Origin of the sequence: Lewinella sp. (assembly GCF_050633125.1) — a bacterium.
Taxonomy (GTDB): domain Bacteria; phylum Bacteroidota; class Bacteroidia; order Chitinophagales; family Saprospiraceae; genus Lewinella.
In genome coordinates this window covers 36075-54385 of record NZ_JBOEFX010000039.1, presented here as the reverse complement: position 1 = coordinate 54385, position 18311 = coordinate 36075, and the positions used below count along the sequence as shown (strand labels likewise).

Here is an 18311-nt window from a genome sequence, read left to right as displayed (position 1 = left end):
ACTTTTTCAATCGTGAATTAATTAATAATAGCGTACAAAACCCTAGCTAATAATGAAATATAGAATTGCCAACCTCTGGATCTTTGTAATTTTTCTCCCACTTTTACTGGCTTTTAGCCCAACAGTTAACCAAGGGGCTTCACTTGGAATAGAACCTTGTAACACTAGCAATGATGTTTTCGAAGCAGGAGAGGAACTTGTTTATAAGATCTATTATAATTGGAATTTTGTCTGGCTATCAGCGGGTGAAGTCGTTTTCAGGGTTTATGAAGATGGTGATGATTTTCATCTTTCTGCCCGCGGGCGTACCTATTCGTCCTATGAGTGGTTTTTTAAAGTGAGAGATAATTACGATAGTTATATTAACAAAGAGACCTTGTTGCCACGTTTGTCCATTCGGGATATACAGGAAGGTAACTATGAACGCTACGATAAAGTGACTTTTGATCAAGCCAATCAAACGGCAGTTTCGTTGAAAGGCCGCAGCCGGGCAGAGGCTACTCCGGAAAATTTCAATCTGGATGGCTGCATGCACGATATTCTCTCGATCATGTACTACCTTCGGAATGTAGAGGTATCCTCCTTACGTACGGGGCAGGAAGTACCTGTTAAGATTTTCTTTGACCGAGAGACTTACCCTTTGAAAGTTAAGTACCTCGGTGCGGAAGACAATACTAAGGTAAAAGGTATGGGCCGTTATAAGACCTACAAGTTTAGTCCTCAACTTATTGCTGGTGAAGTTTTTAAAGAAGGAGACGAGATGTCTGTATTTGTATCTCGCGACAAAAACAAAATTCCAGTATTAATTGAATCTCCTGTCTCTGTAGGTTCTGTAAAGGTTGTATTGAAAAGTTATAAAGGTTTGAAATACGATTTTACGGCTAAAGTAAACTAAGCATTATGCGATCAAAGTTAGGCCTTGGAATATTATTGGTGCTGGTGTTTTTGGCAGGGCTGTGGATGAGCTACCAGTGGTTCAATTCAAGGCCGCGTGAATCGCAGCAAGTAGAATCGACAGTGCTCTTGGAGCGAGTCAGAGAGGTGTGCCAACTCGTAACGGTAGAAGGACAATTCACTGAGTTGTATACAGAAACAAACTTAAAGGAAGTTACCCTTTATCTACCTATACCTACCTATTGGGAGTTTTCCAAGCAGGCTTTGCTAGAAGTGAGAGGCCGGGTATTGGTAGGGTATGACATGGAGCAGGTGAGTATAAAAGTCGATAGTTTGGCGGGCCAAATAGTACTTAGTAATTTGCCTGAACCTTCGATTTTAGCAATTGATCACGAGATCAGTTACCGAAATTTGGAGGAGAGTTTTTTTAATAGTTTTACCCCTGAAGATTATACGCAACTCAATCGAAATGCTAAAGAAGTTCTGCGTCGCAAAGCAGAAGAAAGCGATCTGCTGGATAAAGCAAGAGGAGAAGGTAATGCGATGTTGGATGCAATCACTTTTATGGCCAAAAGTATTGGATGGGAAGTGATTTATGAAAAGCCAGCTGCCAAGCTGCCAGCGCCAAAGTTGGCGAATTAATAATTCTTGTTTATGCTTGCTGAAACAAACTACCAGCCTTCGTGGGCGTCATCCTTTCCTAAACTGACGATAGCAGAAAGTACTCGCTTGGGAGGCGTTAGCCTTCCTCCATTTTCCTCCTTGAATTTGGGCTTGTTTACGGATGATAAAGTAGAATTTGTAAAGCAAAACCGCGAACGTTTTTGTAAAGATTTGAATTGGGATACATCCAAATTGGCAGGCTCTCTTCAGGTACATGGAGACCAGGTGTTACGGGTGAATACGGCGGGGGAATGGGAAGGATACGACGCCTTGGTCACCAACCGGCCAGATATATTACTGAGTATTACGATTGCTGATTGTACCCCTGTTTTGATTTATGATCCAATAAGCCAAGCGGTAGGGGCAGCTCATGCGGGGTGGAAGGGCACCGCAGGCCAGATTGCTACCAAAACCATGATGTTAATGCGTGATGCTTATGGAACTCGCCCGGAAAACTGCTGGATATATATAGGTACCTGTATTGCAGAAAGAGATTTCGAGGTAGACGCAGATGTTGCCGATCATTTTTCGGAAGAGGATAAGCGCTGGAACCCTCAACGGAAGAAGTTTTTGGTAGACTTGAAAAAAGCTAACCGTGATCAGTTTTTGTACTTGGGAGTTGCCCCCAGCCAAATAGAATTATCCCCTTTTTCAACAGTTGAAGATAACGATCGGTATTTTTCTCATCGTGCAGAACGAGGATTGACCGGGCGAATGCTTGCGGTAATAGGGGTGAAACCTTAAAGCATTATCGTTAAAAGATTGCTCTTCGTCCTTTGACGGTTCGCCAGATTTGTAAAGATTTATTTTTTAGATGTTCCTGATCTTTTTTCTCCGCTGTTCGATGAGGAAAAGTAAGAATAAATTTAACTCCTACCTCTTGGGGTTCCAGGCTGATTGTTCCTTTATGAATCTCCATTACCTTTTTAGCAATAGCTAGCCCCAGGCCGGTACCCTGGTAGGTTTCTTTGGTAGGTAGCCTGTGGAAAGGTTCAAAAATTTTATCCTGATATTTAGAGCTGATTCCTATACCATTATCTTGTACCGTAATCTGAAGTCCTTCCGGGTGACTCTTTGCACGGAGTTGGATATGCTTGATTTCACTTTCATTATACTTGAGGCCGTTTTCTACCAAGTTCTGAAGAATCATGCCGAGTAAGGTAGCGTTACCAATGAATTTGTGTCCTTTGTCCTCGGTTTCAATGATGATTTTTTCTTGGCCCTTCCCAAACTGCTGCTGTGTTTTGGTGAAAATTTCTGCAACAGAAAGTTCTTCAGTTGGCAATTGCTTACCATCCAAATGTGCGAGAGAGAGTAGGTCCTCTGTAAGTGTGTGTAAGGTTCTTGCGGATGCCCCAACTTGCCCTATGTAGTCTTGTACCGCAGCAGTGTTTTTTTCTTGGTTGGCTAATAAAGCCAAATCAGAGAAAGAGACAATCTGTCGGAGAGGTGTTCGCAAATCGTGAGAAACCATATAGTTTAAACGGCGTAGCTCATCATTCGAAGTTGATAATTCTAATAGGAGTTGCTTGTTTTTACGCTTTGTTCGAACTATTTCCACGATGAAGCTATCTGTGACATAAATTAAACCAGTGGATATAGCAAGGAAGATAACGGTATCATTAATAATGGTAGAAAAACCAGAAGTAGCATTAAGCTGATAGTAATTGATAAGCTGAGCGGCTACAAATAGTACAAGAACATATAACATCATTGAAAATTGCCACAAGCGAGTTCGAAAAAACATTACGCTAAGGAGGATCATTAGGAAAAACGCGTATTCTCCATGTACTTCTCCTTTGCTAAAAATAATCATGATGAAAAATAAAACAGGGTAGCCAAGATAAGTCAGTGTCCTAGCCAGGTATGGTTGCTGAAAGTGTTGCAGCAGGTAAAGAAGGGTATTGAATAATAATACCGATCCACCACACAGCATCATGGAATAATCAGTAGTAAAAATATTGACGATGAAAAAACAGCATGCGCTGATACTGGAGACCAGTAGTAGTAGGTTTAAGTAGCGAGTCTTATTGTTGTCCCATGAAGAAAAATTCGGGTTTTCACCTAATCGGAATAAGTACTCTAGCGCTTTGGTAATTTTGTGTGTGATCTTTACCGGGGTCATAAAAATGGTCAACTACATTTACCCCGGATGAGGGGCAATTGTATGTGTTTGTGCTGTGAAGCAGTGTGTTTGTTCAATGTAAAGCAAATCAAGAAAGTAAATATAAGCTTAATATTTACTTTTATATATACGGCGTAAAGCGGGGGATGTTACTGATTACAGTCTAATTCATTGATTTTAGGCACAATTTCCTTTTGCCAACGTACATACCCTTCTGCATTCATATGGAGGCTATCTTGAGTGAAAATGGTACTTATGGGGTAATGATTGACAGAATCCAGCATGCTGGGGCCAATATCCAGAAACTGAATGTCAGGATTGTTGAGTCTTCGGATAAAACGATCTATCATCTGGTTTCCCTTTTCAAATTCCGGCCACAAAGCCCAGCGGGCAGGAGAAGGTTTCATGCTCACATAGAGCACTTTGCTAGAGGGGGATTTGATCAGTAGCAGTCGCAAGAAGGTACGGAAAGAGGCCAGTACGTCTTTTGCTTTATACCCATCAGTAATATCATTTTCGCCACAGTAGAGCACCACGATCTCCGGTTGGTAAGGGGTAATCAAATCATCAAAAAAATAGTTGACTTGCGGCAAGGTGGAACCACCAAAGCCATGATTAAGGATTTGATAAGGAAGTGTATCAAGATCTTCCTTCATGGTTTTCCACATTCGAATACTGGAGCTGCCCGTAAATACAATGATGCCAGTACTGTCGACGAGACTGGTGTCCTGAGCTCGGAATTGTTCCATAACGGGTACGTATCCCAGGTAGGTAGAGTCAAAAGAGATAATAATATTGTCGGGATCTTCAAGCAGGGCACGCATCCCTTGGAAGCGAGGCGAACAGCTTAAAATACTCAACAGGAGGATGGCCAGAATTCTTTTCATAATCGTTTATACTTCTCTTCTTCGGTCAATTAGACGAAGAAAGATAACAGAGGTTCTGTTTTTAGAATACTTTTTATTGAAATTTTAACACATGAACGACTTCTAGTGTGCTGAGTTTCTCTTTTTAATTGTCTAAAGATAAAGCCAATTGGTCATAGGCAATGCAGACATTTTTAGGTAACAGCTTTTCTACTTCCTGGTGAGTCCCCATTTTATGACTGAGGTGTGTCAGGTAAGCCTGTTGTGGATTGATTCGCTTAATAAGAGCGAGTGCTTCCTTTAGTTTTAGGTGACTGTGATGGTCTTCATGGTGTAGCGCACTGATGACAAGTATCTGCAAGTTGTCCAGTTTTTCCAATTCTTTATCCGTAATACGCTTAATGTCGGTGAGGTATGCAAAGTTGCCTATCCGATAGCCTTGAATGGGTAAGCGTCCGTGGAGATAGCGAATAATGCCAATATCAAAATCACCTATCTGGATAAGTTCTTTTTGATTAGTAGGGTGTAATTCAAACCGAGGAGCGCCTGGGTAAGGATCTTCTGCAAAAGCATAGGCAAAACGTTCCCGTAGTTCTCCGGCAACTCTTTCGTCACAATAGATAGGCATAGGAGTCAGTTGCCGAAAAATAAAAGGCCGGACATCATCAAGGCCGATGATATGGTCGTTGTGTTCATGCGTCAGCAATACGGCATTGAGATCGGTGACTCTGGCACGTAGCATTTGCTGCCGAAAATCCGGCCCAGCATCAATGACGATTTGCTGATTTCCTTTACGTAATAGAACGGCTACTCGCAATCTGTTGTCTCTGGGGTCTGTTGATTGGCACACAGAACAGGAGCAACCAATTACGGGTATTCCCTGTGATGTACCTGTCCCTAAAAAAATAATTTCCATAGTAGTTGTGACTTTCTAACAATACACCGTCTTAAAAGCAAGTAAACACCCAAGGCAGTAAGGTGGTTAACTCCACAGCATAATAACATCCCAAAAGGGAAACTACACAAATATCCCAACAACGAAGCCTGCTAATTTTTATGCAATGTTTTCGCAGGCATAATCCCACGAACATTTTTTGAATGCGCCTTTGTTTGACAAAAGGCCCAAAAGTTATCCCAAGCAGAGGCTCCGGTCTCTGCTTTTTTTATGTCCACTTATTGCGCAGAAAATAGATTACGATTTATTCTCGTGCTGTTCCTTAAAAAATAGCGGTCACTTGTGCTCGCCCTACGTGTACGGTATTGGCTTGTCCTGTTTGGCGCCCCTCGTAGGTGAGTGTCATCTGGAGGTAACGCCCTAGCTGGCGGGTGAGGCTGGCATTCCATATCCAGTTGCGGCCAGGTTGTAACCCGTTGAGTAACACAAAGCCAATCGGAGATCGTGGGTCACCATCAAGTTGGAGCTCTACATAACGGGCACTGGCCCGCATCCATTGCTTATAATTGCCTTCTAGTTGCAGTTCGTGACGTTGTAGTCGTTCCCCTGTATTCTCGAGATTGTTTTCTTCTTCTTGTAGAAGATAAGTGAGTGTAAGGCGATAGTCTTGCCCCGGCTGATAACTGAGTGCTGGCTGTAACCGGTAGCCCAAAAGCTGATAGTCTTTATTGTTAAAAAACTCTGAATCGGCGCTGCGTTCCGTGCGGGCACCTTCTATTCGGAAGGTAGTGGCATTGTTCAAGTTCCAACGTGCCCTCATAACTGTACTGCGCAAAAGGCGACTCTCAAAACCTGTGGTGGGAACCTGCCTACGGGGTTGGAGGTTGTATTCCAGTTGAAGATCATACTTGGTAGATCGCCGGTTGAAGAAGAGCAAGTGGCGCTGATTAGCACTCACCGCAACGAGGGCACTATCAGGTAGCGACAACTGAAAAGGATTCCAACTTTGTACCCCCGGAAATGCTCGCACCTTGCGGTTGACAGATAAGCTGGATTGCCAGGAAAAACGGTTTGCAAATTTTTGCCAGTTCTTTTCTGTTTTTGCCCACCAACGACTGGGATCAATTTGCAAGCTCTGGTTAAGCGTGACGTTGTCAGTACGGATAAAGTCGTCGGTAAAAATGCTTACACGGATGTGGTCAGCGATATCTGGAAAGGGAGCGATTTCCATCTCGTTGGGCTGAATTTTACCATCGTTGTTGTAGAGGCTGTCTAGCCAAATGTATTGCCCTTGACCAGCGCCCACAAAGAGATAGATGAATTCGACCCTAGGCTCTTGCCCTGAACCAATCTCGTAGGTGGTGTTACTGCGTATTCCTCCTTTTAATGCGTTGGCCGTCACATCGATACGTCCGAGTAAGGTTTTTGCGGGCTCCAGGTCAGTAAGCTCGGTGTTGAGGACTTTGAGTTCGCGATAAGTAAGGTTTCCATTGGTACTGAAGGACTTACTTGGCCGCCAGCGCCCGTTGATTTCTCCTTCTTGAGCACGGCTTGTGGTGCGGAATTCACTCCCTTGTGGCTGATAGTCCGTCCGGTCTCTAAAGCTCGCACCCCATTGCCACTGCTCCTGTTCGGGGCTTTGCAAGCTGGCGATATAGCGTTGAAAATAAAAGCTGCTCAATTCCAGTTGAGTGCTTCCATTGCTAGTGCGTTCGCTTTTTTCTTCTTGTGCGCTCAAGTTGAGTTGCCAATTGTTCCAGCGGGTGAATTTCTTTTGGAGTTGTAGGTTTGGTCGGGTAAAGCGGGTGTTGAGGACAGGAGTTACACTGTTGAGCCAGCTGTTACTGCCGTTAATTTCCCAGCCCTTGATTTCCCAGCGCAATTCTGCCGCGTGGCGTTGACCTTCGTACAAAGAGTCACGTAAAAAACTGGACCAGCGATACCGGAGCTGGCCTTTGTCCGGATGTCCTACTGCAAGATTGACGCCCGCAAGCTGTTCTTCAGCCGGAGCTGTACTACCAATGCCGTTGACAGTAGCCAGGCTCCAATCTCGCAAAAATTCTGGTGAACGATAAGGGTTGATAGCCCTGAAATTTTCCTGTACCCATTCATATTCAGCGCCTCCTTGTAGTTGCCAGCCGGTAGAATCGGGGCCTAATTGCCATTTTTGATCCCAGTCCAGTCGGGTAGCGATACCGTTATCGTTGTTGGCATCTAGGCGACTGAAGCGGTTGAGGTCTTCCTGGCTGTAGCCTAATTCAGCTCTGATTTCTCCCTGCTTACCTACTTGGTAGCTTCCTCCTGTTGTAATGAGCCGCTGCAACTTGGGAGCGGAGAGCTGGCGAATTGGAGAATAGTTGCCCTGTGGGCTACAATCATTTGGATTGGGGGCAACCCAGCGGTAGGCGCGTTCATTGGCCGTAAGGGCAGGGTCTAGTACATAGTTGCCTTGCCCCTCGCCCACAAAGGCAAAACTTGCTACTAGGAGACCTTCGTTGTCAAAACGTAAAAACTGGTAGAGGCTGTCCACGCCGTTGCAAGAAACAAGTGTGTCTACCGTCGAGTAAGTGGCGCGTTGGCTATCTGGCGCGTCCAAGCTATTGACGGTCGAGATAAATGCATTTGAGAGTTGGTCCCCAGCATCTTGGAGGCGTTGGCGTTCGTCGTCACTGAGCTCCAAGTCGCCGGTAGCTGTTTTGCTATCTTGCTGGCTATAGACGTTTACGTAAGCTTTCCAACGGTCTCTTTGATAATGAGAGCTGCCTGCGTACAAGGAACGGAGGTAGCGCTGATCGGCATACTCAAACTCGACCGCAATGCGGCTGTCTTTGGTGACCAATCTACGGGCAGTAAAAGTAATTTCTCCCTGGTTGTAGTCAATGGTGTAATCCGCATCACGGCCACGTTGAAGGGTTTGCCCATCCAGGATTACTTTTTCAGTTCCTGCCAGAACAATGATAAACCGTTCACCGCTGCCGCCTTGTAGTTTGTAAGGCCCTTGGTTGCCCTCTTGGGTGACCAGCTGTTGGCGACGAAATTGCCCTCGGGCGATGGCCACACTCGCTGAGTTGCTCCAGCTTCCTCCCTGATCGTCTAGCCGACTTGTGCTAAAGGTGGCCCCTTCCAGTTTTTTAAAATATTGTAAAAAATAACTATCCGGACTGCGTAGTTCATAGTCTCCTGCTGTCAGTTGGGTGCGCTCTTTTTCCAAACGAATAAAAATGCGGTCAAAGTCACGTAACTGTCGCGTATTGCCTTCCGGCTGAATAGGGAGATTTTCATCTGTAATGGCTGCCGTGACTTGGATGCCATCCCCAATTTCTCCTGCGAGTTGAAGGTTGAAGCTGGAGTTGAGGACCAAATCCTGGCGATTGCCAAAAGAAAGGCCACGGCTAAAACTGCCACTATAATTAAGCCGTTGCCCATCGAGCAAGCTACCGTCGCGACCATAGGGGTTGTAATTGCCAATGATGAGGCCCGTAGGGTTGTCTTCGAGTTGAGTGGTGTCGAGCAACGAAAAAGGAGCGGTTAGCCGGTAGGGGAGTACGCGATAACGCAGTAGGATGCTATCCTCTTCAATGGGCTTTAGCCAGCGAAACTCCTGTTGCTCAAAAGTGTAAAAACTGCTGTCGTAAAGGGTGCCGGAAGCCTGGAAGGCCTGAATGCTAAAGGGAACGACGGTTAGGCTATCGAGCGTAAAGCTACCCTTGGAGGCTACCCATTGATAACGTTGATTATTCCAGCTACCATCCTGGGCTTGTCCTGGCAGTGCCAAGAAAAGACCTATTGTCAATAGGTACCAGCAGCATAGTAGTTCTCTAATCATTAATTTTTATTGCGCAAAAAGCGAAGGCTCCATTTGTTCTGTTCCTCATGGAACGGAAGAATGAAAAACTTATTGGATAGCAAGAATTCCCTATCTTTCGAATCCTCAAGTCTACTCTTATTATGAAGAACTATTTACTACCCGTTTTTTTGTTACTGATGTTCACCTTTCCTCTTTTGGGTCAGGACAAGGACAAAACTCCGCCAACAATTACGGAATATACCAAAGATTGTACTGCCTATTCTGGCTATTTTAATTTTTACTGGCAGGAAAGTACTGGCAAGCTGTTGTTGGAAATAACGCGCTGGAACGAAGAGTTTCTCTACGTTAACAGCCTTACGGGTGGTGTGGGTTCAAACGATATTGGTTTAGACCGGAATCAATTGGGGGCTGACCGGATCGTCAAGTTCGTTCGCTCAGGCCCTAAAGTATTGATGGTTCAACCGAATTATGAATATCGCGCAGTGAGTGATAATGTCGAAGAGCAACAATCTGTAAAAGATGCGTTTGCGCAGTCGGTACTGTTTGGTTTTAAAGCGGTAGCCATAGAAGGTGACCGGTTGCTGGTAGATTTAACGCCCTTTCTGCTACGTGATGCTCACGATGTAATTGGGCGCTTAAAGGGCAATAAGCAAGGAACTTATAAAACCGATGCTGGTCGGAGTATGATCAACCTGGAACGCTGTAAGAGTTTTCCAAAGAACAGTGAATTTGATGCGCTGGTTACTTTTGTAGGCGATGCCACAGGGCGCGATATTCGTTCGGTAACTCCCAATGCGGATGCCGTTTCGGTAAGTCAGCACCATAGCTTTGTAGAGTTGCCAGATGATGGTTATGAACCGCGCGTTTATGACCCTCGTTCGGGATATTTTCCTTTTAGCTATTACGATTACGCTACGCCTATTGATCAACCGTTGGTGAAGCGACTCGTTACTCGTCATCGTTTGGCAAAAAAAGACCCTTCGGCGGCTATTAGTGACCCGGTAGAACCTATTATTTATTACTTGGATCGGGGAACACCAGAACCTATTCGGTCGGCTTTATTGGAAGGAGGCCGCTGGTGGAATGAGGCCTTTACAGCAGCAGGCTATCGCAATGCTTTTCGGGTAGAAGTACTTCCACCGGATGCTGATCCTATGGATGTTCGTTACAATGTTATCAATTGGACACACCGGAGTACCCGTGGCTGGAGTTATGGCAGTTCAGTGGTAGATCCGCGCACTGGCGAGATCATCAAAGGTCATGTACTGCTTGGAAGCTTGCGCGTTCGCCAGGATTTTCTCATTGCCCAAGGCTTGGTTGCGGCTTACGAAAACGGAGACGAAGCCGATCCTCGTTTGTTGGAAATGGCACTAGCAAGGTTACGGCAGCTTTCAGCACACGAAATTGGCCACACTTTGGGGCTGGCACACAACTTTGCGGCCAGCTACAATGATAGGTCGTCTGTAATGGACTATCCACACCCTTATATTCGTATTGATGCTGATGGCAGCATTGCCTATGATCAAGCCTACGATACAGGCATTGGCGCCTGGGATAAGCGGACGATCATGTATGGCTACCAGGATTTTCCGGAAGGACAAAACGAGATAGATGGCCTACAGGCTATTCTTTCTGAAAATCGTCAGCTTGGGCTTAAGTATATCTCCGACCCGGATGCTCGGCCGGTAGCGGGTGCTCACCCTCATTCACATCTTTGGGATAATGGACAGTCTGCTACGGAGGAGTTGCGTAGGTTGAGCCTGTTGCGGAAGCGGTCAATGATTAATTTCAGCGAGCAGAATATTGCAGTTGGCGCACCGATGTCTACACTGGAAGATGTGCTGGTTCCTATCTATTTTATGCATCGTTACCAAACGGAGGCTGTTTCTAAATTAATAGGAGGAGTCGATTATTCTTATGCTGTACGAGGAGAAGGTAAGGTGGAAACGATAGAGATCATTCCCAATCAAGAGCAACGCAACGCTTTCAAAGGCATGTTAGAGACGCTTCACCCTGATTTTCTGATGATTCCTGAGCATATCTTAGAACTTATTCCACCACAAGCTTATGGCTACCAGCGTGGTCGCGAACAATTCAAAGTTCATACGGGAATAACGCTAGACCCTTTGGCTGCTGCTGAAGCTTCAGCTGATTATACTTTTAAGTTTCTGCTCAATCCACAACGTTTGGCACGCTTGGTAGAACAATCTGCCCGTAAGCCTTATTATTTGTCGGCTACCGAATTGATGGCTACGACTCGTAAGCAATTACAAGAAGAAGTCGCTAGCGGAGCAGGCAACTACCAGCATGCCTTGGCCAGGGTGGTAGAACAACGTTTCATTTATCATTTGATGATGGTGGCTGCCCGCAATGATATCCAGCCACAAGTCGCCGCCGCTGCGCTTTCTACCTTGATAGATATAGAGGCTTTGATTCCTGAACGCCTCACGGCTACGGCTACAAATAGTCCTGATAGGGCCCATTTACGTTATCTACGGGAACAAATTCAGCAGTTTAGGAGGTCGCCAGAACAATTTAAGGTTCCTGCAGCTCCAAGTTTACCCGATGGTTCTCCGATTGGCTGTGGCGGCGATATGTAAATGCTGTCCAATGAAGGGACATTGACTTTTTAGCTATCTTTGTAGCCCGTTAATGTACCCCAGTATATGCACGCCATAAAGAAGAGTGCCTTTCAATTGGTACTCTGTAGTATCATGATTTTTCCATTGTCCTCTTTGGCTATTGGGCAGGTATTTCTGTCTCGTATAGATAGCCTGGAAGCTCATGTTCGGGAGGGGCAACCTGATACATTATTATATAGTACACTCTACGCGCTAACGGAGAGCAAGGCTGTTAGTAACACAGACAGTGCGGTAGCTTATGCCAAGCAGCTCATAGCACTGGCTGATCATATGAAGGCGCAACCCCAGCAGATTGAAGCAAGGCGATTATTGGGGGACGTTTACCGGCAGGCAGGAATGATTGACTCGGTAGAGCAAGTAGTGTTGCGTGCTATTGCACAAGGAGGAAATTGTCAGAAAGATCGATGGCTAATTCGAGAAAAAAACCAACAGATTGAACAGTCATTAGCTGAAAAAGAAGTGCTTCTGCGTGAGATTCATCATCGAGTTAAAAATAACCTCCAAATTATTTCTGGTTTACTAGATAAGCAAGCACGTAAGTCATCAGATGAAGCCGTACGTCAGTTGGTGCGAGAGGGGCAAGAACGCATACAGTCGATGGCTTTGATTCATCAGAACCTATACGAATCAGAAGCACTTAGCGGGATAGATATCAAGGCTTATTTGCAGGAACTCAGTAAGAATATTCAAAAAAGCCAGCATGAAAACACCGATTGTTATCAACTGGAGCTGAATGTCGCGCATGAAACACTGGAAATAGATACGGCTATTCCTGTAGGGCTTATTCTAAACGAGTTATTGACCAATTGTTATAAATACGCCTTTCGTGGAAAGAGAAGGGGAAAATAAGAGTTGATTTTCATAAAGACAATCAAGGTTACTTTCTACAAGTCCAGGATGACGGAGTCGGCTTTGAGTATGGTAAAACAGGGACTACAAAGGGAGGCATAGGGCTCAATTTAGTAAGGGGCTTGGTGCGCCAGCTGGAGGGGACCTTGGAATGGATAGCGCTAAAAGAAGGTACAGCAGTGGCAATTCGCTTTTAAACAACATGATGCTCCTTCTGTTGTCTGTTTGGAAAAACACTGACCCAAAGAAAAGTACTACTATTAGTACTTTCCCGTTAGCAAATAGGAATCAGTCATTTGTCGACAGAGCGGATAGTAGCAATCTTGGTTTTGGTCGTATTCTTGGTAGCGAATAGGTTGGTTAATGATTTTCTGTTGGACAAACTGGCATGAGCGGGAGGGGATGACTGGTTGAATGATGAATCGATATCTTGTGGAATAGCGGTAAGTCTTTTAGAGACAGGACTTATTGATCTTCCTCGAAGATCATCGTCACTAAGAGAAGGAGAGGGCGTTTGCTGAATGGCAAGATGGTTTTGAGATGAAAAAAAAGATGTCTGCTGTCCGTAAAGGAGGTGTGCCGTGAGTAGTAGGCATACGGGGGCTAAAAGGAGTTTCATACAATTAGGGTTTAGTAAACAGAGCTGTGTGTGTTGCAAGAGGGGGAAATAACTTAAGACAAATAAAAGCAAGAAGCTGGATAATGGTAGGTTTGATGGGATGAACGGTAGGAGGGATGGGATGAATGGTGTGGTTTTGGAATAAAAGCTGCTACGCCTCCTTGTGTTTTTGAGGAAAAAGTGCAAACGATGAAAAAGAAAATACGCGTATTGATCGTCGAAGACGAGTTTATAACCTTGGATGCATTGCGTGATGAGTTGGAGGATATTGGTTACGAAATATCAGGAGATGCTATGCGTGCCGATGAAGCTTTGGAGATTCTGGAGCGTGGCGATACTGATATTGCCATACTGGACATTCACCTCAAAGGGAGTGAGTCCGGGATTTGGCTGGCTGCTCGAATCCGGGATAAATACAAAATTCCGTTTATTTTTCTTTCTGCTTTTAGTGACCAGCATACGATTGCGAAGGCGGCGGAAACTAATCCTTCAAGTTATTTGGTCAAGCCTTTTACATCTGCTGATTTGTATACATCTATCGAGTTGGCCTTGCTTACGCACGCCAAGAATGTTGAAGCATTACATCTGCCGGAATCTCACACGAAGGTCACCAATGAGTTGCTCATCAGAGACAGCATCTTTGTCAAAGATGATCTCACTTACAAGAAAATCTTGATCAGGGATATTTTGTACATCGAAGCTTTCAGGAATTACCTAGAGCTTTACCTCCCACAAGGGAGTCATGTAATTCGATCTACGCTCAAGGAGTTTCTTGCTGTTTTACCTACCGAATATTTCATGCAGACGCATCGCTCTTTTGTTGTGAATATGGAGAAGGTTGATGAAGTAGGGGCTAACTTTTTGCAAATTGGTACGGCAAAAATACCGATCAGCCGCAATCAGAAAGAGGAGGTTTTGAGTCGCTTGAAGTTTTATTTCTAATGAGCTTGGCTAAAGTCAAGCTTAGTGTTTTTGGGGTGAATAAAATTCTCCAACAAGCGCTAACTAATATTCCAATCAATGATAACTGTTGAAGGGATGGCTAAGTATTATCAATGGCAGTTTGGGGCAGTATTATTGGTTGTAGTGTGTGTCTTGACCGCCCCTTTAAGTGTGCGTGCCCAAGACGATTGGGTTGACAGTGTCCACCTTGAATTGTTGCAAGCCGAAGAAGCGCACCAAATAGTCCTTTTTCAGTCACTTGCAGAATACTATCATCCGCGGCAGCCAGATAGCAGTGCCAGCTATGTTCAGCGCATGATCGGTATGGCTAAAGGTTTTACGGATCCTGCTGCTGCGGCAGAAGCATGGCGAATGGTAAGCTCTACTTACATACAAAGAAAGCAAATAAAGGAGGCTTCGGATTACGCCAGGCTGGCTTTAAAGCAACTGGAGAGCTGCACGTCGCCCTCCTGCTTAGAGGAAAAATACGAGGCAGCTAGCGGGTTGAACTATTGCTTGACAAGACAAGGGAAACACAGAGAGGCTGTAGATGTCCTTTTATCCTTGCAGGCCTTTGAAAAGGAATTAGGGAAAGAGAAAAGAGCCATGCTTTGTCTTAGACTAGGAGAGTCGCTCAATGAAATTGGAGATTATGATGCGGCTTTGGCTCAATTAAACAAGGGATTGGCCTACGGTCGGGAGTTAGAGGATAGAAATACAGAACAGGAAATACTGGCCATCATATCGATTACGTATTATTATCTGGGCGATCTGGATAAATCCATACGGATTGCTAAAACAAGCCGCGCAATTGCTAGTGAACTCCAGAGTAAAAATGCTGAATGTTATTTGCTATACATTATTGCTGATACTTACGGAAGCCTTGGACGTTACGATAGTGCAACGCACTATTTTGAGCAATTACGAGAAGAATCTCTGACCCTTAATGATAGTGATTACTATGGATTTGCCGTTGGCGGCTTATTTCGTACGGTTCTCTTACAAGGGAATGATAATCTGGAGGAATACGCAAGAGCAGCTAAAGAGATTCTGGAGAGTGGTAAAACCTATCAACAGTTACACGTTAAGCGGAATATTTACAGCTCGTTCAGTAATTATTATTTACAAAAAGGTGATTACCAAAAAGCAGAGGAATATGCCCTTCGTCATGTTCGTCATGTTCGGAAATTTGAGGCTGATACTACGGAACTGGTCATTTTTGCGCTAGGAGAATTGTCGAGAGTTCAAGCAGCCATTGGTAGTTTTGAAAAAGCTTGGCATACTTATGATACGTTCTATCAGCTGAAAATGGCGATAGTAGACAATAATCAGCATCGTGCTCTTGCTCAAACTGCTGTAGAAATGGATTTGGCGGAGAATGAACTGGCTCGCCAGGTTGCCGAAAAAACAGCACGGCTTGAGCAACAAACTACGGCTATTCGTACGCGGTTTTTCCTGGTTTCACTAACGGTAGCAGCCATTGTTTTAGTGGGCTTGTTGTGGGCTTATCGTCGTGCTCAGCGAGATAGACAGGTTATCAAGCAGAAAAATGAACAGATCGAAACATCCCTCGCCGAAAAAGAAGTACTCCTGCGCGAAATTCATCACCGGGTAAAAAATAATCTTCAGATCATCACTGGCTTATTGGATAAACAGGCCCGTAAATCCTCAGATGTAGCGGTACGAAAATTGGTCAAAGAGGGACAGGAACGCATCCAATCTATGGCGCTCATTCATCAAAATCTATACGAATCCGATCAGCTGAGTGGCATTGATATCAAATCTTACTTGCAAGAGTTGAGCCAAAATATTCAACGAAGCCAAGCGGTCAGTCCCGAGCAAATCCAACTTAACCTTGACGTTGATACCGAAAATCTGGATATAGATACGGCCATTCCTGTGGGCTTGATCCTCAACGAACTACTCACGAATAGCTATAAATACGCCTTCCCGGCCCAAAGAAAAGGCAGTATAAAAGTAGATTTCAAGAAAAACAAAGATCGTTACCTGCTACAAGTCAGCGATGACGGAGTAGGGTTTATACTAGAAGAAGGAGGCAATAAAACCAAATCATTGGGCTTGAGCTTAGTCAATGGCTTGGTGCGGCAACTGTCAGGGACTATCGAATGGCTGGCTGTAGAGCGAGGTACGATGGTCAGTATTCAGTTTTGAAAAAGATTTGGGGCTATGCCGTTAGTGGTGTTGCGTAGCAAACCCCACTACGCCACCGGGCTGTCGGTCGCTGTCGCTCCTCCCCATCCCTTATCCTTGGTTGCTCCGCACCCCGAGCTTCGGCCTGCTGGCCTGCGCACTGATTAATCCGTTCTTTCTTTATCACTTTGTGGTATCGATGGTCGAGCGGAGCATCACTTTTTGTTGTTGTGGGATGTAGTAGTTCGAGTGATAAGCCATTCGTATAAATACATTCATGCAGTTACACTCAAAATCCGTCGCCTCACGTCCCCAACTCCCGCGCCATTTCTCCCCGAAAATGAAGAATTTGCAGCATCTTCTCCAAATCGGCATGCCAGCGACCAAATTCACCTGAACGGAACGACCAGCCGCTTTTGAACTGCTGCAAGAGTTGCGGGTCACTATGGTAGGCGGCTTTCTCCAACAGGGGGCGATAGTGCCATATATCCCAGTTGGCCGTACTGCGCCCCTGGATGACATCCTGAAAGCCAAGAACAATCATCTTACTCAGCGCAGGTTGCCAGGCGTGTGGGCTATGGAGCAACCAGTAGGCAGGCAGTGTTTCATTGGGCACGAGTGGACCAAACTGCTGTAGCCAAGTGAGCAAGCTGGAGTTGAAGAAGCCCGGTGTTGCCTGTTGCAACAGTTGCTTGGCTTCCGTATTGTTCCATAAGCTTTGTTGGTCGGTGAGCAGCCACCATTTAATCATAGCCTCGGTACCTCCCAAGTCGGGGTGGCGCAGCAGGCTTTTGGTGAGTGCTTGCAGCAGTAGGTTGCCATAACTCACCTTGGCCACCATTTGAATAATATCTAAAGGCGTTTTTTGCCAATACTTCTCCCAGCGCGCAAAGGGGATGCGCTCCAGTACCTGCTGCACCCAGTTGAGGCGCAAGCCGCCGGGTGTTTTGCTGCCAGTAGGGTAGATGCCGTCTTCTTGGGTGGCTTTGGGCAGGTCTTCTGGTAGGATCAGTTCCAGCTTGTTGGCTTTGAGTACCAGGCAGGATTGCGCGTGCTCCCAAAGGCGATCTTGTAAGCTGCTTTCGGGCAGGCTGGCCAGCAAGTCAGTAGCCGCGAGGCGCACGTTCTTCCTTTTAGCAAGGCGACAATGCTCAAGAAATATTTCGTCATTGCTAGTCAGTCCTTCCGCCAGGGCGGGCAAGATGCGGCCTTGGGCCTTATGATCGAGTTCAAGCCAATGGTCCGTGAGACTTTGGCGGGCAGCCTCGGGGTCTTCGCGGCGGTAGGCGGTGAGTAGTGCTAGCTGTTCTTTACCAGTAGCCAGCGGCCAGCTTTCCAGCGCGGCGGTGCTTGGTAGTAAGGCCGACCAATACGGGTGCTGCTGCAATAACCAACGGCCACGCGTGCCCAGAATTGGCTCAATGAGTTGCCACAATTCGGGTTGTTCGCGACATTGTTCCAGTAGGTTGGGGAGGGTTTCGTGGGGCAGTTGCTTCTGGTGTTTTTTTAGTAGCTGTGCAAACTCTGGTAGGGCAGGCTGGTGGTGACCGTCGAGAATCGCCTGCAGGTGTTGTACACTTCGCCACGAGCAAGGGGCCAGGGCTGCTTCCGGCGCAGGGCTGGGCAATGCTTCTTTTAAGGTAGGCAATTGCCTGGCGCCTTGTCGTAAAATTTGGGTAACTCCCACCATTTCCAGTAGTTGCTGATGGCTTTCGGGGGCTTCTTCAGCAGGGGCATCACTCGTTTGCAGCTCCTCTGCTGGCAGCTGATCGGTGCCTAGCAGTAGTCGCCTTACGAGTTCGTCCCAATTTTGCTGATCCGCTGTTTTCACCATGCAATTTTATTGTCCCCTAAAGG

At 45.7% G+C, this 18311-nt stretch carries 13 protein-coding genes; 7 read left to right on the top strand and 6 right to left on the bottom strand.

The genetic code is table 11. The features are described from left to right. Positions 1-52 precede the first annotated feature (52 nt). From ACRBG0_RS09750 to pgeF, 3 genes are read left to right on the top strand one after another with little or no spacing between them, the layout of a single operon-like run. Positions 53-895 (top strand): DUF3108 domain-containing protein, encoded by an 843-nt coding sequence (locus tag ACRBG0_RS09750; protein WP_431486709.1) that lies wholly within the window; start codon positions 53-55, stop codon positions 893-895. A 5-nt stretch (positions 896-900) separates the two neighbouring features. Next, positions 901-1536: a DUF4230 domain-containing protein gene (locus tag ACRBG0_RS09745; RefSeq protein ID WP_431486708.1), complete on the top strand. Its 636-nt coding sequence runs from the start codon at positions 901-903 to the stop codon at positions 1534-1536. Positions 1537-1548: 12 nt separating this feature from the next. Beyond that, positions 1549-2301 (top strand): peptidoglycan editing factor PgeF, encoded by a 753-nt coding sequence (pgeF, locus tag ACRBG0_RS09740; RefSeq protein ID WP_431486707.1) that lies wholly within the window; start codon positions 1549-1551, stop codon positions 2299-2301. 10 nt (positions 2302-2311) lie between these two features. Here pgeF and ACRBG0_RS09735 read toward each other — a convergent pair whose 3' ends face one another. From ACRBG0_RS09735 to ACRBG0_RS09720, 4 genes are all read right to left on the bottom strand, one after another. Continuing rightward, positions 2312-3682 (bottom strand): sensor histidine kinase, encoded by a 1371-nt coding sequence (locus ACRBG0_RS09735; protein WP_431486706.1) that lies wholly within the window; start codon positions 3680-3682, stop codon positions 2312-2314. Positions 3683-3831: 149 nt separating this feature from the next. Further along, positions 3832-4569, bottom strand: coding sequence for a GDSL-type esterase/lipase family protein (locus ACRBG0_RS09730; RefSeq protein WP_431486705.1), 738 nt, complete (start codon positions 4567-4569; stop codon positions 3832-3834). A 124-nt stretch (positions 4570-4693) separates the two neighbouring features. Further along, on the bottom strand, positions 4694-5464 hold the full coding sequence (locus ACRBG0_RS09725; protein WP_431486704.1) for an MBL fold metallo-hydrolase: 771 nt from the start codon (positions 5462-5464) through the stop codon (positions 4694-4696). A 301-nt stretch (positions 5465-5765) separates the two neighbouring features. Then, on the bottom strand, positions 5766-9269 hold the full coding sequence (locus tag ACRBG0_RS09720; protein ID WP_431486703.1) for a hypothetical protein: 3504 nt from the start codon (positions 9267-9269) through the stop codon (positions 5766-5768). A gap of 122 nt (positions 9270-9391) precedes the next feature. On the opposite strand from ACRBG0_RS09720, the gene ACRBG0_RS09715 reads away from it, so the two are divergent. Next, on the top strand, positions 9392-11851 hold the full coding sequence (locus ACRBG0_RS09715; protein WP_431486702.1) for a zinc-dependent metalloprotease: 2460 nt from the start codon (positions 9392-9394) through the stop codon (positions 11849-11851). 66 nt (positions 11852-11917) lie between these two features. Next, the gene (locus ACRBG0_RS09710) at positions 11918-12742 is read left to right on the top strand and encodes a sensor histidine kinase (RefSeq protein ID WP_431486701.1); all 825 of its coding nucleotides are present in this window, start codon (positions 11918-11920) and stop codon (positions 12740-12742) included. A gap of 292 nt (positions 12743-13034) precedes the next feature. Here ACRBG0_RS09710 and ACRBG0_RS09705 read toward each other — a convergent pair whose 3' ends face one another. Beyond that, entirely contained in the window at positions 13035-13361 is a 327-nt protein-coding gene (locus ACRBG0_RS09705; protein ID WP_431486700.1) for a hypothetical protein, read from the bottom strand. 189 nt (positions 13362-13550) lie between these two features. Here ACRBG0_RS09705 and ACRBG0_RS09700 point away from each other — a divergent pair, with 189 nt between their 5' ends. Then, complete coding sequence (locus ACRBG0_RS09700) at positions 13551-14303, top strand: LytR/AlgR family response regulator transcription factor (RefSeq protein WP_431486699.1); 753 nt, start codon at positions 13551-13553, stop codon at positions 14301-14303. A gap of 96 nt (positions 14304-14399) precedes the next feature. Continuing rightward, on the top strand, positions 14400-16475 hold the full coding sequence (locus ACRBG0_RS09695) for a tetratricopeptide repeat-containing sensor histidine kinase (RefSeq protein WP_431486698.1): 2076 nt from the start codon (positions 14400-14402) through the stop codon (positions 16473-16475). A 283-nt stretch (positions 16476-16758) separates the two neighbouring features. Here the strand turns inward: ACRBG0_RS09695 and ACRBG0_RS09690 are convergent, their stop codons facing one another. Further along, positions 16759-18288 carry a DUF5691 domain-containing protein gene (locus ACRBG0_RS09690; protein WP_431486697.1) on the bottom strand — a complete coding sequence of 510 codons (1530 nt, stop codon included), beginning with the start codon at positions 18286-18288 and terminating at the stop codon, positions 16759-16761. Positions 18289-18311: the final 23 nt, after the last annotated feature.

Excerpts from the sequence above, each read along its gene's own strand:
- ACRBG0_RS09705 (WP_431486700.1), bottom strand. The coding sequence starts at position 13,361 with ATGAAACTCCTTTTAGCCCCCGTATGCCTACTACTCACGGCACACCTC.
- ACRBG0_RS09730 (WP_431486705.1), bottom strand. The coding sequence starts at position 4,569 with ATGAAAAGAATTCTGGCCATCCTCCTGTTGAGTATTTTAAGCTGTTCG.
- ACRBG0_RS09720 (WP_431486703.1), bottom strand. The coding sequence starts at position 9,269 with ATGATTAGAGAACTACTATGCTGCTGGTACCTATTGACAATAGGTCTT.
- ACRBG0_RS09725 (WP_431486704.1), bottom strand. The coding sequence starts at position 5,464 with ATGGAAATTATTTTTTTAGGGACAGGTACATCACAGGGAATACCCGTA.
- ACRBG0_RS09750 (WP_431486709.1), top strand. The coding sequence starts at position 53 with ATGAAATATAGAATTGCCAACCTCTGGATCTTTGTAATTTTTCTCCCA.
- ACRBG0_RS09715 (WP_431486702.1), top strand. The coding sequence starts at position 9,392 with ATGAAGAACTATTTACTACCCGTTTTTTTGTTACTGATGTTCACCTTT.
- ACRBG0_RS09710 (WP_431486701.1), top strand. The coding sequence starts at position 11,918 with ATGCACGCCATAAAGAAGAGTGCCTTTCAATTGGTACTCTGTAGTATC.
- ACRBG0_RS09735 (WP_431486706.1), bottom strand. The coding sequence starts at position 3,682 with ATGACCCCGGTAAAGATCACACACAAAATTACCAAAGCGCTAGAGTAC.
- ACRBG0_RS09700 (WP_431486699.1), top strand. The coding sequence starts at position 13,551 with ATGAAAAAGAAAATACGCGTATTGATCGTCGAAGACGAGTTTATAACC.
- ACRBG0_RS09745 (WP_431486708.1), top strand. The coding sequence starts at position 901 with ATGCGATCAAAGTTAGGCCTTGGAATATTATTGGTGCTGGTGTTTTTG.
- pgeF (WP_431486707.1), top strand. The coding sequence starts at position 1,549 with ATGCTTGCTGAAACAAACTACCAGCCTTCGTGGGCGTCATCCTTTCCT.
- ACRBG0_RS09690 (WP_431486697.1), bottom strand. The coding sequence starts at position 18,288 with ATGGTGAAAACAGCGGATCAGCAAAATTGGGACGAACTCGTAAGGCGA.
- ACRBG0_RS09695 (WP_431486698.1), top strand. The coding sequence starts at position 14,400 with ATGGCTAAGTATTATCAATGGCAGTTTGGGGCAGTATTATTGGTTGTA.